Genomic DNA, 15,582 nt, shown 5'->3' on the forward strand with positions numbered 1-15,582 from the left:
CGCTTTCCGGAATCGGCCCTCAGTTAATAGCGGCATCGGACGGCCAAGTTTTAGGGCCCGGCGCGAATTATCTTCTGCAAATGTGGCGCAATCAGCGCCGCTGCAGCCTCGGATTCTTGGCGAACAGCTCCGCGGCCCAGTCCACGAAGGCCCGCACCTTCGCGCTCAGGTGCCGGTTGGGCGGGTAGACCACGTGGATGGGCAGCGGGTCGCGGCTCCAGTCGGGCAGCACCTCGACCAGTTCGCCGCTTTCCAGCAGCGGCTCGGCCATGAAGGTGATGCACTGCGAAATGCCGAAGCCCCCCAGCACCGCCGTGATGTGCGCGTTGCTTTCGTTCACCGACACCCGGTAGGGCCCGTTCAGCTCGATCTGCTCGTCGCCCTTCTTGAACTCGTGCGGGTACACCCGCCGCGTGGTGCCCGAGAAATAGCTCACCACGTGGTGCCGCTTCTCGATGTCGTTCGGATGCTGCGGCATGCCGTAGCGCTTGATGTACGCCGGTGACGCCACGGTGACGAAGTGCAGCGTGCCGATGCGCCGCGCCACCAGCGACTGGTCGCTGAGTTCGCCCGCGCGGATCACGCAGTCGACGTTGTCGCTGATCAGGTCGACCGTGCGGTCGCTCACGCCCAGGTCGACCTGGATGTCGGGGTAGCGGTCGCAGAAGCTGGCCAGCGCGGGCAGGATGATGAGCCGCGCCACCGAGGTGCCGATGTCGATGCGCAGCCGCCCCGTGGGGTTGGCCTGCGCATTCGTCATGCTGGCTTCCATGTCGTCGAAGTCGTTCAGCAGGCGCGCGGCCCGCTCGAAGTACGCCGCGCCGTCGGGCGTGACCGTCACGCGGCGCGTGGTGCGGTTGAGCAGCTTGACCCGCAGGCGCGATTCCAGCGCCTGGATCTGCTTGGTGACGGTGCCTTTGGGCAGCGCGAGCGAGTCGGCGGCCCGGGTGAAAGTGCCCGCCTCCACGACGCGGACAAAGATCCGCATGGCCTGGATTTGATCCATTGAATGCCTGTTCTGGGATACCCGGCCCACACCGGGGGGAGCGGATTCTCACATATGCGGGCATTCCCCATGGCGCCCGGGATTGTTGTCGGTTTGGAAACAGAGTGGGGCCATGTTTCCTGTTTAAGGCCCCATGTAGCGCCTTATATTTCAACCATCGCCCATTCCCCCGAGGTCGCCCATGTCACCCGTTCCATCGTCCAGTTCAGCCGAAGCCGCAGCGCGCGCCGCGGCACAAGGCGTGGAAGCCGATCTGTCGATCGAACTGCCCGGCCGTGAGCCGGTCGGCGCGCGGGTGTATGGCCAGCGCGCCAAGGGCGACGTGGTGCCGCTGGTGCTGCATTTCCACGGCGGCACCTTCGTGTGCGGCGGCCTGGACAACGGCCGCAACGTGGCCCGGCTGCTGGCCGGCGCCGGGGCGGTGGTGGTTTCGCTGGCCTACCCGCTGGCACCCCAGTCGCCGTTCCCGGAGCCGATCGAGGTGGGCTATGCCGCCCTCGAATGGCTCTACAAGCAGCGCACCAAGCTGGGCGGCAAGGGCGCGCAGGTCTACCTGGCCGGCGAGGAAGCCGGTGGCAACCTGGCCGCGGCCGTGGCGCTGATCGCCCGCGATCGGGCGCATCCGCCGGTGGCGGGGCAGATCCTGCTGTCGCCCATGCTGGACCCGTGCGCCGGCACCGCCTCGCTGCGCAAGGCCACCAACGACGCGGCCGAATGCCGCTGGGCCAGCGGCTGGGAAAAGTACCTGAGCTGCCCCTCGAACGCCACGCACCCCTATGCCGTGCCCAGCGGCTCGCTGCGGCTGTCGGCCCTGGCGCCCGCGCTGGTGCTGGTGGGGCAGGACGACGCCATGCGCGACGAGGCGCTGACCTTCGCGGGCCGCCTGCGCGCCGCCGGCATCGAGGTCACGAGCAGCGTGCTGCCCAGCGCCACCGACTGGCCGAAGGCGCTGTACGACACCGAGAACACGGCTTGCGTGGCCTGCGAGGCCACGGTGCAGCAGCACTTCCGTGATTTCTTCAGCGCCACCACGCCAAAGGCCGCGCCCAAGGGTACGGCGCCCAACCACCCCAGTTAGTAGCCGGCCGACCCCGTCCGCCTGATCGACACGCTGCCAGCGCGGCAGCGTGCGAGGGCCTCTTTTTTTCCGAAATCCGCCTCCTGGTGCCGAAAAGCGCCGGGCTGGCCTGTTGCATCCCAAAAGTCATCGAGAAGGACGAACCATCATGTCGAACAACGAGAAAAAGCTGTCTTCCGCAACCCGCAAGGGCCTGTGGCCCGCCGTGACCGGCCTGACCGCACTGCTGGCAGTGGCTGCCGCGGTGGTGGGCATGTACAGCTTCAAGGCCGAAGCCAACAACGCCCCGGCCGCGCCGCAGGCCACGCCGGTGTCGGTGGCGACAGTGGCTTCGAGCGAGATCAACGCCTGGGACGAGTTCTCGGGCCGCCTCGAAGCTGTCGAGCGCGTCGATGTGCGCTCCCGCGTCGCGGGCGCCGTGCAGTCGGTGCACTTCCGCGAAGGCGCGCTGGTGAAGCAGGGCGACCTGCTGGTGACCATCGACCCCGCGCCGTACGCGGCCGAGGTCGAGCGCGCCGAGGCGCAGGTGGCCTCCGCCCAGGCCCGCCAGTCGTTCAGCCGCAGCGAGCAGGAGCGCGCCAGGCGCCTGTGGGACGACAAGGCCATCGCCCAGCGTGAATTCGACGAGCGCGTGAACGCCGGCCGCGAAGCCGACGCCAACCTGCGCGCGGCGCAAGCCTCGCTGCAGTCGGCGCGCCTGAACCTGGGCTACACCCAGGTGCGCGCGCCGGTGTCGGGCCGCATCGGCCGCATCGAAGTGACGGTGGGCAACCTGGTGGCCGCCGGTCCGGGCGCCCCGGTGCTGACCACGCTGGTGTCGGTGAGCCCGATCTACGCGAGCTTCGACGCCGACGAGCAGGTCATCACCCGTGCCCTGAAGGAACTGCCCACCGGCTCCAGCGCCCGCGGCCAGATCGAGAGCATTCCCGTGCAGATGGGCACCGCCGGCCTCGATGGCACGCCCTTCACCGGCAAGCTTCAGCTGATCGACAACCAGGTCGACGCCAAGAGCGGCACGGTGCGCGTGCGTGCCTCGTTCGACAACAAGGACGGCGCGCTCATCCCAGGCCAGTTCGCCCGCATCCGCATGGGCCAGGCGCGCAGCGACAGCGCGCTGCTGGTGAGCGAGCGCGCCATCGGCACCGACCAGAACAAGAAGTTCGTGATGGTCGTGGGCGACGACAGCAAGGCCGCCTACCGCGAAGTGACGCTGGGCGCCTCCATCAACGGCCTGCGCGTGGTGAGCAAGGGCCTGAAGGCGGGTGACCGCGTCATCGTCAACGGCCTGCAGCACATCCGCCCGGGCGCGCTGGTGGCGCCGCAGCAAGTGACGATGGACGCCAAGGCCGACCCCAAGCAACAACAACCGGAACGCGTGGCCGAGGCCGCGAAGTCCTGATTTAGGAGGAGGGCGCTCCCGCGCCCGCCGGAGAACCAACATGAATCTCTCAAAATTCTTCATCGACCGGCCGATCTTTGCCGGCGTGCTGTCGCTATTGATGCTGATAGCCGGCCTGATCGCGCTGCGCGGGCTGCCGATATCGGAGTACCCGGAAGTCGCGCCGCCCTCGGTGGTGGTGCGCGCCCAGTACCCCGGCGCCAACCCGAAGGTGATCGCCGAGACCGTCGCCACCCCGCTCGAAGAGCAGATCAACGGCGTCGAAGGCATGCTCTACATGGGCAGCCAGGCGACCACCGACGGCGTGCTGACGCTCACCGTCACCTTCCGCCTGGGCACCGACCCCGACAAGGCGCAGCAACTGGTGCAGAACCGCGTCTCGCAAGCCGAGCCGCGCCTGCCCGAGGAAGTGCGCCGGCTCGGCATCACGACCGTCAAGAGCGCGCCCGACCTGACGATGGTGGTCCACCTCGTCTCGCCCAACAACCGCTACGACATCAACTACCTGCGCAACTACGCGGTGCTGAACGTGAAGGACCCGCTGGCGCGCATCGAAGGCGTGGGCCAGGTGCAGATCTTCGGCGGCGGCGACTACTCCATGCGCGTGTGGCTCGACCCGCAGAAGGTCGCGCAGCGCGGCCTCTCGGCCAGCGACGTGGTGGCCGCCATCCGCGGCCAGAACGTGCAGGCCGCGGCCGGCGTGGTCGGCGCTTCGCCGGGCCTGTCGGGCGTGGACATGCAGCTCTCCATCAATGCGCAAGGGCGCCTGCAGAGCGAGGAAGAGTTCGGCGACATCATCGTCAAGAGCGGCACCGACGGCGCCGTGACCCGCCTGCGCGACATCGGCCGCCTGGAAATGGGCGCCGCCGACTACTCGCTGCGTTCGCTGCTGAACAACGACCCGGCCGTCGGCATGGGCGTGTTCCAGGCGCCGGGCTCCAATGCGCTCGACATCTCGGCCAACGTCCGCAAGACGATGGAAGAGCTCAACAAGAACATGCCCGAGGGCCTGGAATACCGCATCGCCTACGACCCGACGCAGTTCGTGCGCGCATCGATCGAATCGGTGATCCACACGCTGCTCGAAGCCATCATGCTGGTGGTGCTGGTCGTGATCCTGTTCCTGCAGACCTGGCGCGCTTCCATCATTCCGCTGCTGGCCGTGCCGGTGTCGGTGATCGGTACCTTCGCGGTGCTGCACGTGCTGGGTTTCTCGATCAACGCGCTGAGCCTGTTCGGGCTGGTGCTGGCCATCGGCATCGTGGTGGACGACGCCATCGTGGTGGTGGAGAACGTCGAACGCAACATCGAGGCCGGGCTCACGCCGCGTGAAGCCACATACCGCGCGATGCGCGAAGTGTCGGGTCCCATCATCGCCATCGCGCTGGTGCTGGTGGCCGTGTTCGTGCCGCTGGCTTTCATCAGCGGCCTCACGGGCCAGTTCTATCGCCAGTTCGCGGTGACGATCGCGATCTCGACGGTGATCTCGGCGATCAACTCGCTCACGCTGTCGCCCGCGCTCGCCGCCTTGCTGCTGCGCGGCCACGACCAGCCCAAGGACGCGCTGACGCGCGGCATGGACCGTGCCTTCGGCTGGCTGTTCCGCGGCTTCAACAGGCTTTTCCATCGCGGCTCCGAGGCCTACAGCGGCGGCGTGAAGAACGTCATCTCGCGCAAGGCGCTGATGCTGGCGATCTACGTCGCGCTCATCGCCGTGACCTTCGGCCTCTTCAAGGCCGTGCCCGGCGGCTTCGTGCCGGCGCAGGACAAGCAATACCTGATCGGTTTTGCCCAGCTGCCCGACGGCGCCACGCTGGACCGCACCGACGAAGTGATCCAGCGCATGGGCGAGATCATGAAGAAGAACCCGAACGTGGAAGACGCCATCGCCTTCCCGGGCCTGTCGATCAACGGCTTCACCAACAGCTCGAACTCGGGCATCGTGTTCGCCACGCTCAAGCCCTTCGACCAGCGCAAGCGCCCCGACCAGAGCGGCGGCGCGGTGGCCGGCCAGCTCAACGGTGCCTTCGCCGGCATCCAGGACGCCTTCATCGTGATGTTCCCGCCGCCGCCGGTGGCGGGCCTGGGCACCACGGGCGGCTTCAAGCTGCAGCTGGAAGACCGCGCCTCGGTGGGCTACGACCAGATGGACGCCGCGGTGAAGGCCTTCATGGCCAAGGCACAGCAGGCGCCCGAGCTGGCCGGCATGTTCACGAGCTGGCAGGTCAACGTGCCGCAGCTGTACGCGGACATCGACCGCACCAAGGCCCGCCAGCTCGGCGTGCCGGTGACGGACATCTTCGACACCATGCAGATCTACCTCGGCAGCCTGTATGCGAACGACTTCAACAAGTTCGGCCGCACGTACAGCGTGCGGGTGCAGGCCGATGCGCCTTACCGCGCCCGTGCCGAAGACGTGGGGCTGCTGAAGGTGCGCTCGACATCGGGCGAAATGGTGCCGCTGTCGGCCCTGATGAAGGTCAACTCGACCTTCGGGCCGGAACGCGCCATGCGCTACAACGGCTACCTGGCCGCCGACATCAACGGCGGCCCGGCACCGGGCTACTCGTCGGGCCAGGCGCAGGACGCGATCACCAAGATCGCGGCCGAGACGCTGCCCAAGGGCGTGAGCTTCGAGTGGACCGAGCTGACCTACCAGGAAATCCTGGCCGGCAACTCCGCCTTCCTGGTGTTCCCGCTGGCCATCCTGCTGGTGTTCCTGGTGCTGGCCGCGCAGTACGAAAGCCTGACGCTGCCGATCGCGATCATCCTGATCGTGCCCATGGGCATCCTGGCCGCGATGACGGGCGTGTGGATATCGGGGGGTGACAACAACGTCTTCACGCAGATCGGGCTGATCGTGCTGGTGGGGCTGAGTGCGAAGAACGCGATTCTCATCGTGGAGTTCGCGCGGGAGCTGGAGTTTGCCGGCCGCACACCGGTGCAGGCCGCCATCGAAGCCAGCCGCCTGCGCCTGCGCCCGATTCTCATGACCTCGCTGGCCTTCGTGATGGGCGTGCTGCCCCTCGTGCTGTCGACCGGCGCGGGCTCGGAGATGCGCAAGGCCATGGGCGTGGCGGTGTTCGCCGGGATGATCGGCGTGACGGCCTTCGGCCTGTTCCTGACGCCGGTGTTCTACGTGCTGCTGCGCCGCCTGGCGGGCAACCGGCCGCTCAAGCTGCACGGCCAGGTGCCGCATGGCGAAGACTTCGTGTCGGCCGAGCATCCGGCCGCGCCGGCCCCTTCGTCGCACGGTGGTTCGGGTGGCGGCGGGCTGCACCCCGTGCCTGCGTCGCCGCGTCCTTCGCATGACGACTGATCAAGAAAGTTCATCATGAATATCCAAGCAAAGACTTTGGCGAGGCCCCTTCGCGCCGCCGTGCTGCCGCTGCTGGCCGCCCTGGCGCTGGCCGGCTGCGCCACCGTGCCTTCGGGCCTGCCCGAAATCACGACCACGGCCCAGTTCAAGGAACAGGGCAAGGACCAGGGCGCCACGCCGCCCGCCGGCTTCACGCGTGCCGTGCCTTCCGAGGCACAGTCGCGCGGCGCCTGGTGGCTGGTGTTCAACGATCCGACGCTCAATGCGCTGGTCGAGAAGGCGGACATCCACAACAACGACATCCAGGCCGCCGCCGCGCGGCTGGCCGAGGCCCGCGCGCTGGCGCGCACCGCCGACGCCGACCGCCTGCCGCAGATCGGCCTGGGCGCTGGCGCCAACCGCGGCGCGGGGCTGGACAAGGCCACGGCCAGCACCCGGCCGGCCACGATGACCAACATCGGCGCCACGTTCTCGTACGAGCTCGACCTGTTCGGCCGCCTCTCGGGCGCCAGCAACGCGGCCCGGCTCGACGCCGCGGGCCGCGAGGCGCTGCTGCAGAGCACCCGGCTCGCGATACAGGCGCAGACCGCTCAGACCTACCTGCAACTGCGCGCGCTCGATGCCGAACGCGCCCTGGTGCGCGAGCAGGTCGAGGCCTACCGCGACACGCTGCGCCTGTCGCAGCGTCGCGAGCAGGCCGGCGACATCGCCGAGCTCGACGTGGCGCGGGTGCAGACCGAGGTGTCGTCCACCGAGTCCGACGCGCTCGCGCTCGACCGGCAGCGTGCACAGGTCGAGCATGCGCTGGCGGTGCTGGTGGGCGATTCGGCCTCCAGCTTCGGCCTGCGCACCGACGAGTGGTCGACGGTGCTGCCGAACATTCCGCCGGGCGTGCCCTCCACCGTGCTGATGCGCCGGCCCGACGTGTCGGCCGCCCAGAGCGCCGTGCTGGCCGCGCAGGCCCGCGTGGGCGTGGCGCAGACCGCGTGGTTCCCCGACATCTCGCTGACCGGCGCCGCCGGCTACGCATCGCCAGAGATCGGCGACCTGTTCAAGTGGTCGGCCCGCTCGTGGGGCGTGGGCGCGCTGCTGTCGCTGCCCATCTTCGACGGCGGCCGCCGCGAGGCCGGCGTGCAGGGCGCCAACGCCCAGCTCGACGGCGCGCTGGCCAGCTACCGCACGCAGGCGCTGGTGGCGTTCCAGGAGGTCGAAGACCAGCTGGCGGCCATCCGCATCCTGCAGGAGCAGTCGGTGGTGCAGGCGCAGGCCGTGACCTCGGCCCAGCGCGCCACGAGTCTTTCGGACACGCGCTATCGCAACGGCTACATCAGCCAGCTCGACCTGCTGGACGCGCGCCGCAGCGAGCTGCGCAACCGCCGTCAGGCACTGCAGGTGAAGTCGGCGCAGTACCAGGCGGCCGTGGGGCTGATCCGCGCGATCGGCGGGAGCTGGGACGTGCCGGCGCCGGTGGCGTCAGCGTCGGCCACCGGACAGGCCGTGGCCGCGCGCTGAGCGGCCGGGAAACGACAGAAGATTTGGAAAGAGTGAAAGCCTGAACGCTGCAAGGCGGTCTTTGCGCCGCCGTGGGTTCAGTCGGTATTGCCGGCTGTGCCTGCGGCGGCGCTTATTTTTTGCAGTTCCAGGACGCCCATCGCCAGGGCGTTGGAGTAGGTGGCCTGCGGCTTGGCGGCGGTGCGGTAGACGCGGTAGTCGAGGGTCTCGGATGCGTTGCCGCCGTGATGGGCTTCGAGAAGGGTCCAGAAAAACTGGCCCGGCTCGTGTTCCTCGACGGCTAGCGCCAAATCGTTCAAAACTGGCATGGTCCCTGAATGAATGCTGTGCGTTGTGTGAGCCGTGTCTACGCATCAGAGCCACTTTTGGATTCAAGCGCAGCATTTGAAATGCTCCAGGTGTGAAAGATGTCTCATTTCGTCGCTCCACCTGGACGGTTTTGGCGCTCAACGACAATTCGCCGATGAGTTCAACGGCAACAAACCGGCCGGCGCGGTGCGTCATGGTCCTCGGCACCACCAGCGGGGCCGGCAAGAGCTGGCTGGCCACGGCGCTGTGCCGCTGGTATGCGCGGCGCGGCCTGAAGGTGGCGCCGTTCAAGGCGCAGAACATGAGCAACAACGCCCGCGTGGTGGGCGGCGGAGAAATCGGCAGCGCCCAGTATTTCCAGGCCCTGGCCGCCAACGCCGTGCCCGACGTGCGCATGAACCCGCTGCTGCTCAAGCCCGAGCGCGACACCCACAGCCAGGTGGTGCTGATGGGGCAGGTGAGCGAAGAGCTCTCGGCCCTGCCGTGGCGCGGGCGCAGCGAGCGCGTCTGGCCGCAGATCGCCCGGGCGCTCGACGAACTGCGCGCCGAGAACGACGTGGTGGTGATCGAAGGCGCCGGCTCGCCGGCCGAGATCAACCTCATGGCCAGCGACATCGTCAACATGCGCATCGCCCGCCACGCCCAGGCCCGCTGCCTGCTGGCGACCGACATCGACCGTGGCGGCGCCTTCGCGCACCTGTACGGCACCTGGGCGCTGCTGCCCGAGGCCGACCGCTCGCTGCTGCACGGCTTCGTGCTCAACAAGTTCCGGGGCGACGCCGCGCTGCTGGCGCCCGCGCCGCAGCAGCTGCAGGAACTGACCGGCGTGCCCACCGTGGCCACGCTTCCCATGTGGTGGCAGCACGGCCTGCCCGAGGAAGACGGCGTGTTCGACGACCGCAGCCGCGCGAGCGGCACCGTCACCCGCACGGTGGCGGTGGTGGCGTATCCGCGCATCAGCAACCTCGACGAATTCCAGGCGCTGAAGAACGTACCGGGCGTGCGGCTGGTCTGGGCCCGCACGCCGGCCGACGTGGCCGGCGCCGACTGGATCGTGCTGCCCGGCTCCAAGCACACCAGCGGCGACCTGGCCTGGCTGCGCGCGCAGGGGCTCGACAGCGCCGTGGCAGCGCACGCCGAACGCGGCGGCGCGGTGCTGGGCATCTGCGGCGGATTGCAGATGCTGGGCGAGGCGCTGGTCGATCCGCACGGCATCGACGGCAACGCGCCGGGGCTGGGCCTGCTGCCGCTGGTGACGGTGTTCGCGCGCGAGAAGACGGTGCGCCACCGCGCCGCCACCTTCGGCGAACTGGGCGGCGCATGGGCCGCGCTGTCCGGCGTGCCGGTGGCCGGCTACGAAATCCACCACGGCCAGACGGCCGCCCATCCGCAGCTGGCGCACGACGGCCGGCCGGTGATGCCCGAAGGGCTGGCCTGGCAGAACGCGCGCGGCAATGTGCTGGGTATCTACATGCACGGCCTGTTCGAAGACCCCGGCGCGCTTCATGCCTTGTTCGGCGCCTCGGCTCCCACGCTGGACGCCACCTTCGACGGCCTGGCCGATTTCATCGACACACACTTCGACGCCGGCGTGCTGGCCGGGCTGATTGCATGAACAACGACGACGACCTCATTCCCGCCATTCCCACCATTCCCGACCTCGCCGACGCAGCGCTGGCGGTGCGCCTGCAGAGCGCGCTCGACAACAAGACCAAGCCGCTCGGCGCGCTCGGCCGGCTGGAGGCGCTGGCCTTGCGCATCGGGCTGATCCTGGGCACCGAACTGCCGCTGCTCGAGGCGCCGCAGATGCTGGTCTGCGCGGGCGACCACGGGCTGGCGGCGCGCGGCGTCTCGGCCTATCCGAGCGACGTGACCTGGCAGATGGTCGAGAACTTCCTGGCCGGCGGCGCGGCGGTGAGCGTTCTGGCGCGCCAGCACGGTCTGGCGCTGACGGTGGTCGACTGCGGCGTGCGGCGCGACTTCCAGCCCCGGCCCGGCCTTGTCTCGCGCCGGATTGCCGCCGGCACGGCCGACGCCTCGGCCGGCCCGGCCATGAGCCCGGAGCAATGCGCCCAGGCCATCGCCAACGGGCGCGAAGTGGTGCAGGCGCTGCCGGGCAACGCCTTGCTGCTCGGCGAGATGGGCATCGGCAACAGCTCGTCGGCCGCGCTGCTGCTGTCGCGGCTGGGCGGCCTGCGAATCGACGACTGCACCGGCATCGGCACCGGGCTCGACGGCGCGGGGCTGGCGCGCAAGCGCGAAGTGCTGCGCCAGGTGCTCGCGCTGCACGCGGATGCGACGGCACCGCTGGACGCGCTGGCGGCCTTCGGCGGTTTCGAGGTGGCCACGCTGGTCGGCGCCGTGCTGCAGGCGGCCGAAGAGCGCCGCGTGATCGTGGTCGATGGCTTCATCGCGAGTTCTGCCGTGCTGGTGGCGCAGGCCCTGCAGCCGCATGTGGCGCAGCGCTGCGTGGCCGCGCATTGCTCGGCCGAGCCGGGCCACGTGCTGCTGCTGGAGCAACTGGGCCTGGAGCCGCTGCTGAACCTCGACCTGCGGCTGGGCGAAGGCTCCGGCGGGGCGCTGGCGTGGCCGCTGCTCGAATCGGCCTGCCGCATCCTGCGCGAAATGGCCAGCTTCGAGGCGGCGGGCGTGTCGCGCAAGGACGCATGAGCGGCATCAGGCACTTCCTGCTGGCATTGCAGTTCTTCACGCGGGTGCCCGTGACGGGCCCGCTCGCGGACTGGGTCGGCTTCAGTCCGCAGATGCTGCGTGCGAGCGCCGCGCACCTGCCGGGCATCGGCTGGCTGGTGGGCGGCGTGGCCGCCCTGGTCTTCACCGGCGTGGGCACGGGGTTGCCCGGCGTGGCGGGCGCGCTGGCGGCGGCGGTGCTGAGCACCGTCGCCACGGTGATGCTGACCGGTGCCTTCCATGAAGACGGACTGGCCGATGTGGCGGACGGCCTGGGCGGATCGGCCCGGCGCGAAAGGGCGCTGGAAATCATGAAGGACTCGCGCATCGGCGCTTTCGGCGCGGTGGCGCTGGTGCTGGCGCTGGGCCTGAAGTTCGCGCTGCTCGCCACGCTGGCCGCGCGCGGGCTGCAGCCGGTGGCCATCGCCATCGTCGGTGCGCATGTGCTGTCGCGGCTGATGCCGCTGTTCCTGATCCGCTGGCTGCCTTATGTGGGCGACAGCGGCGCGAGCAAGGCCAAGCCGCTGGCGGACGCCATCAGCGGCGGCGCGCTGCTCATCGCCTTGCTGTGGACGGTGCCGGCCGTGGCCTTGCTGCTGCTGGCGCACGACGCAGTGCACGTCGGGGCGGCGGTGCTCATGGCCCTGCTGGCCGCGGGCTGGATGGCGCGGCTCTTCATGCGGCGGTTGCAGGGCTTCACGGGCGACGGCCTGGGCGCGACCCAGCAGGTCTGCGAGCTCGCGATCTACCTGGCGCTGGCCTGGCGGGCATGAGCACGCTCTGGCTCCAGCGCCATGCCCCGGTGGTGGCCGAACCGGGCCTCTGCTACGGCGCCACGGACCTCGAAGCCGATGCCGGCGCCACGCTGGACGCCGCCCGGCGCATCGCGCCGTTGCTGCCGGCCGGCACGCTGCTGTGCAGTTCGCCGCTGCGGCGCTGCGTCGCGCTGGCCGACGCCATCGCCGCGCTGCGGCCCGAGCTGCCGGTGCGGCGCGACGCGCGGCTGGCCGAGATGGATTTCGGCGCCTGGGAAGGCAGCGCGTGGGCCTCCATTCCGCGCGAAGACTTCGACGCCTGGACCGCCGATTTCGCGGACCTGCGCGTGGGCACCCACGGCGAGAGCGTGCGCGCCTTCATGGCGCGCATTGCCGCCGCGCACGACGAATGGCTGGCGCAGCGGCGCGACACGCTCTGGGTCACGCACTCCGGCGTGCTGCGCGCGGTGACGCTGCTGCAGCGCGGCATCCGTTGCCCGGCGGCAGCGGGCGACTGGCCCGGCGGCGAGATGCCGTTCGGCGGCTGGCTGACCTTCGGGCATCCGACCTCCGCCTGACAGAGAGAAATGTCGGCGGCTACCTGCCGTCGTCGTCGCGCTCCGCCTCCTGCCGCATGCGCTGCGCGACGGCGCTGCGCCCGTGGGCGTCCAGCTTCATGTAGATGTTCTTCAGGTGCCACTTGACCGTGTCCAGCGACAGGCCGAGGGTCAGCGCGATCTTCTTGTTGGGCAGCGACTGCAGCAGCAGCTCGGCGATCTCGGCTTCGCGCAGCGTGAGCTGGCTGCTCGGCCGGCGGTCGTCCCTGAAGCGCGGCGTCGGCGCGGGCTCGGCGCTCGCGTCGCGTTGCGATTGCGCCAGCGCCTCGATGCGTTCGATGAAGAACGACAGCACCGGGTCGAGATTGGGAATCGTGGTCGCGGTGCGGATCAGCTCCAGGGCGTTGTCGTGCGCGCCGAGCAGTGTGGCCAGCAGCCCCAGCCTGTGGCCCAGGCGCAGGGCCGCGCACACGCGCGCCCTCGACGCTTCGGCGCGCCCGAGCCTGCGCTCGACCTCGGCCGCCTGGAGCTGGAGCGCGGCGACGAAGCCGATCTGCCCGCGTTGCCCGTAGCGGTGCGAGAGGGTTTCGATCTTCGCCAGCGTGGGCAGCAGTTCGCCGTCGTGCATCGCCAGCCAGATGCGCGCCTGCTCCACGACGTCGGCGATGCGCCGCAGGGTGCCGGGCTCGACGCCCGGGTGCCGGCTCTGCAGCACTTCCAGTTCCTGCAACGAGGCCCGTGCCGCTTCGGCGTCCTTGCCCGCCAGCTGGATCCTGAACTGCTCCAGCAGCACGCAGGCCAGTGCGCGGTCCATGCCGAAGCGCCCCAGGAAGCTCGCGGCCTGCGCCAGATGCTCCAGCGCCTCGCGCCGGCGGCCGGCGGCCTGCTGCGCGCGGTTCGACACGATGATCATGCGCAGGGCGGTGTCCGGAATCAGGCCGTCGGGCGCGCCCAGCTGTTCCTGGATGAAGCGCGCCGCCACCAGCGGACCGTGCTGCTCGTAGAGCACCTCGACAAGCAACTGCGCGGTCAGCCGCTCGGCCTCGGCGCAGCGCGCGCCGCGTTCCTGCGCTTCGTTCAGCACCTGGCGGTAGATGCGCTCCGCGCGGTGCATCTGGCCCTCGACGGCATACGACAGGCCGACGAGGCAGCGTCCCATCAGCGAACCGAACAGGGTGCCGACCATCGGTTCGCCGTCCACCCGCGGCGTGGGCTCGTCGCGCTGTATGCGCCGCGCCTGCTCGAACTCGCCGCGGTGCAGGTAAAGCCAGGTGAGCACGTTGTGCCGTCCGGCCAGCGCGAAGTCGTCGGCTCCCGGCGGCGGGGCCAGCAGCTCCGGCAGCAGCCGCGAGAGCGCGTCGTTGTCGTCGTTGCGGATGGCGAGCAGGCAGCTCAGCAGCGTGAGCCGGTAGCGCATGTCCGGCGCAAGATCCGGCGCACGATCCGGCGTTACGGCGCCCGCCTGTCCGCGCAGCCGCTCGATGCTGCGCGCGCAGTCGTCCAGGCGGTAGTCGGCCAGTTCGACCCAGGCCATCCAGAGAGCGAGATTGGTGTTGTCGCCGACGGTCCGGGCGTCGAGCTGGCGCACCAGCGCGATCACCTCGTTCATCCGGCCCTGGGTGAACAGGGCCGCCGCGCCGCGCTCGGCCAGCCGGGCGGCCGTCTCGCGGTGGCCGGCGGCCAGCGCATGCCGCACGGCCTGGTGGTGCATGCCGCGCAGCGCGAACACCTGGCAGGCCGTGGCATGCACCCGCAGGCGCTCCGTCTCGGGCCAGGCCTCGAAGCGCGTCAGCAGCACGCTGCGCAGCAGCGGGTGCATGTGCCACCAGCGTTCGCGCGGCGGTGCGGCGTCTTGTGCTTCCGGCGGTTCGGGTGTTTCCGGCCCTTCCGGCGGGGAGGACAGCAGGCCTTCGCGCGCCAGCGGTTCCAGCAGCTCCGAGCACAGAGTGGGCGTGTAGCCGGCACCCGCCAGGTCGGCGCACAGCAGCGCGTTGAAGCGGGTGGCGGCGGCGCAGCAGGTGAGCAGGCGCAGTTGCGTGGCCGAAAGGCGGGAGAACACGTGCGCGTGGAAGTACGCGGCAAAGGGCTCGGGGTCGGGCACGCCGTGGACCAGGGGCGACGACTGCACCCCGCGCCGCCGGCGCACGTCGGCGCTGGCCAGCCGCAACAGGGCCGGCCATCCTTCGGTGAGCCGGTGGATCGCCGTGGCGGCGCGCTCGTCCAGGTCGGGCAGGCGCATGCCGAGGTAGTCGATCGACTCCGCAAGGCTGAAACGCAGGTCGTCCCTGCGCAGCTCCAGCACTGTCTTGGAGCCCGGGGTGTGCGCCAGCGTCATCGGCAGCTCTTGCTGGCTCGCGAAGACGCACAGCAGGTTGGGCGGGGCGTACTCGACGAGCAGTTGCAGCGCGTGCAGCACGTTCTCGCTCTGCGCGCAGTGCACGTCGTCCACGATCAGCACCACCTTGCGGCCGTGCGCGGCGATGCCCCGCACCAGCGCGATGACCAGCCGCTCGATGGCGTAGGCATCGGGGCGCGCGTGTGCCACCGCCTGCCGGGTGATGGCGGCATCGATGGCGCCCAGTGCCGCCATCAGGGCGGTCATGAAATGAAGGTCGCCCTCGGGAACGTCGGCGAGCCTGAGCCAGGCGATATCGGTTTCCGCAGAGACCAGTTCGCGCTGCCATGTGAGCAGGAGCGAACTCTTGCCGAAGCCGGCGGGCGCCCGAAGCACGACACAGCGGCGCGTGCCCGGCCCGGCGAGCCGGTCGAGCAGGCTCTGGCGGACCAGCAGCCGGCGGCTGCGGCTGCGGGCGCGCAGTGCGGTCGCGCCGGGGGAGAGGTCGGATTGCATCCGTGTGAATTTTCATTCATCCGGCGCCCGCTGAAACACATGTATCCGGGTTTGCCAATCCCACCCTTCAGGGGTGGGGTGGCGCATGCCGGGGCCGCCGATGACGAA

Annotated in this window: 11 protein-coding genes; 8 read left to right on the top strand and 3 right to left on the bottom strand. The window is 70.0% G+C overall.

Going from position 1 to position 15,582, the window contains the following annotated elements; genetic code table 11:
• Positions 1-91: 91 nt before the first annotated feature.
• Positions 92-1,006, bottom strand: coding sequence for a LysR family transcriptional regulator (locus WIX39_RS15740; RefSeq protein ID WP_081271222.1), 915 nt, complete (start codon positions 1,004-1,006; stop codon positions 92-94).
• 181 nt (positions 1,007-1,187) lie between these two features.
• Between WIX39_RS15740 and WIX39_RS15745 the strand changes: the two genes are divergently transcribed.
• From WIX39_RS15745 to WIX39_RS15760, 4 genes are all read left to right on the top strand, one after another.
• On the top strand, positions 1,188-2,084 hold the full coding sequence (locus tag WIX39_RS15745; RefSeq protein ID WP_081271223.1) for an alpha/beta hydrolase: 897 nt from the start codon (positions 1,188-1,190) through the stop codon (positions 2,082-2,084).
• Between the two features lie 148 nt (positions 2,085-2,232).
• Entirely contained in the window at positions 2,233-3,483 is a 1,251-nt protein-coding gene (locus WIX39_RS15750; protein WP_081271224.1) for an efflux RND transporter periplasmic adaptor subunit, read from the top strand.
• Between the two features lie 40 nt (positions 3,484-3,523).
• Positions 3,524-6,802 (top strand): efflux RND transporter permease subunit, encoded by a 3,279-nt coding sequence (locus tag WIX39_RS15755; RefSeq protein WP_106934717.1) that lies wholly within the window; start codon positions 3,524-3,526, stop codon positions 6,800-6,802.
• Between the two features lie 15 nt (positions 6,803-6,817).
• A complete protein-coding gene (locus WIX39_RS15760; RefSeq protein WP_199851922.1) occupies positions 6,818-8,314 on the top strand; it encodes an efflux transporter outer membrane subunit in 1,497 nt (498 codons plus the stop codon).
• A gap of 77 nt (positions 8,315-8,391) precedes the next feature.
• Here WIX39_RS15760 and WIX39_RS15765 read toward each other — a convergent pair whose 3' ends face one another.
• Positions 8,392-8,622 (bottom strand): hypothetical protein, encoded by a 231-nt coding sequence (locus WIX39_RS15765; protein WP_081271466.1) that lies wholly within the window; start codon positions 8,620-8,622, stop codon positions 8,392-8,394.
• A gap of 155 nt (positions 8,623-8,777) precedes the next feature.
• Here WIX39_RS15765 and WIX39_RS15770 point away from each other — a divergent pair, with 155 nt between their 5' ends.
• From WIX39_RS15770 to WIX39_RS15785, 4 genes are read left to right on the top strand one after another with little or no spacing between them, the layout of a single operon-like run.
• A complete protein-coding gene (locus tag WIX39_RS15770) occupies positions 8,778-10,238 on the top strand; it encodes a cobyric acid synthase (protein ID WP_106937464.1) in 1,461 nt (486 codons plus the stop codon).
• Positions 10,235-11,293, top strand: coding sequence for a nicotinate-nucleotide--dimethylbenzimidazole phosphoribosyltransferase (cobT, locus tag WIX39_RS15775; RefSeq protein WP_106934716.1), 1,059 nt, complete (start codon positions 10,235-10,237; stop codon positions 11,291-11,293). Before WIX39_RS15770 ends, cobT begins: the two co-directional genes overlap by 4 nt.
• Complete coding sequence (locus tag WIX39_RS15780) at positions 11,290-12,084, top strand: adenosylcobinamide-GDP ribazoletransferase (RefSeq protein WP_106934715.1); 795 nt, start codon at positions 11,290-11,292, stop codon at positions 12,082-12,084. The genes cobT and WIX39_RS15780 overlap by 4 nt, the downstream gene beginning before the upstream one ends.
• Positions 12,081-12,644: a histidine phosphatase family protein gene (locus tag WIX39_RS15785; RefSeq protein ID WP_409195354.1), complete on the top strand. Its 564-nt coding sequence runs from the start codon at positions 12,081-12,083 to the stop codon at positions 12,642-12,644. The genes WIX39_RS15780 and WIX39_RS15785 overlap by 4 nt, the downstream gene beginning before the upstream one ends.
• Positions 12,645-12,663: 19 nt before the next feature.
• Here WIX39_RS15785 and WIX39_RS15790 read toward each other — a convergent pair whose 3' ends face one another.
• Positions 12,664-15,474 carry a LuxR C-terminal-related transcriptional regulator gene (locus WIX39_RS15790; protein ID WP_409195355.1) on the bottom strand — a complete coding sequence of 937 codons (2,811 nt, stop codon included), beginning with the start codon at positions 15,472-15,474 and terminating at the stop codon, positions 12,664-12,666.
• Positions 15,475-15,582 lie beyond the last annotated feature (108 nt).

Origin of the sequence: Variovorax sp. AB1(2024) (genome assembly GCF_037482385.2) — a bacterium.
GTDB lineage: Bacteria > Pseudomonadota > Gammaproteobacteria > Burkholderiales > Burkholderiaceae_C > Variovorax.

Excerpts from the sequence above, each read along its gene's own strand:
- WIX39_RS15750 (WP_081271224.1), top strand. The coding sequence starts at position 2,233 with ATGTCGAACAACGAGAAAAAGCTGTCTTCCGCAACCCGCAAGGGCCTG.
- WIX39_RS15780 (WP_106934715.1), top strand. The coding sequence starts at position 11,290 with ATGAGCGGCATCAGGCACTTCCTGCTGGCATTGCAGTTCTTCACGCGG.
- WIX39_RS15785 (WP_409195354.1), top strand. The coding sequence starts at position 12,081 with ATGAGCACGCTCTGGCTCCAGCGCCATGCCCCGGTGGTGGCCGAACCG.
- WIX39_RS15765 (WP_081271466.1), bottom strand. The coding sequence starts at position 8,622 with ATGCCAGTTTTGAACGATTTGGCGCTAGCCGTCGAGGAACACGAGCCG.
- WIX39_RS15790 (WP_409195355.1), bottom strand. The coding sequence starts at position 15,474 with ATGCAATCCGACCTCTCCCCCGGCGCGACCGCACTGCGCGCCCGCAGC.
- WIX39_RS15755 (WP_106934717.1), top strand. The coding sequence starts at position 3,524 with ATGAATCTCTCAAAATTCTTCATCGACCGGCCGATCTTTGCCGGCGTG.
- WIX39_RS15740 (WP_081271222.1), bottom strand. The coding sequence starts at position 1,006 with ATGGATCAAATCCAGGCCATGCGGATCTTTGTCCGCGTCGTGGAGGCG.
- cobT (WP_106934716.1), top strand. The coding sequence starts at position 10,235 with ATGAACAACGACGACGACCTCATTCCCGCCATTCCCACCATTCCCGAC.
- WIX39_RS15770 (WP_106937464.1), top strand. The coding sequence starts at position 8,778 with ATGAGTTCAACGGCAACAAACCGGCCGGCGCGGTGCGTCATGGTCCTC.
- WIX39_RS15760 (WP_199851922.1), top strand. The coding sequence starts at position 6,818 with ATGAATATCCAAGCAAAGACTTTGGCGAGGCCCCTTCGCGCCGCCGTG.
- WIX39_RS15745 (WP_081271223.1), top strand. The coding sequence starts at position 1,188 with ATGTCACCCGTTCCATCGTCCAGTTCAGCCGAAGCCGCAGCGCGCGCC.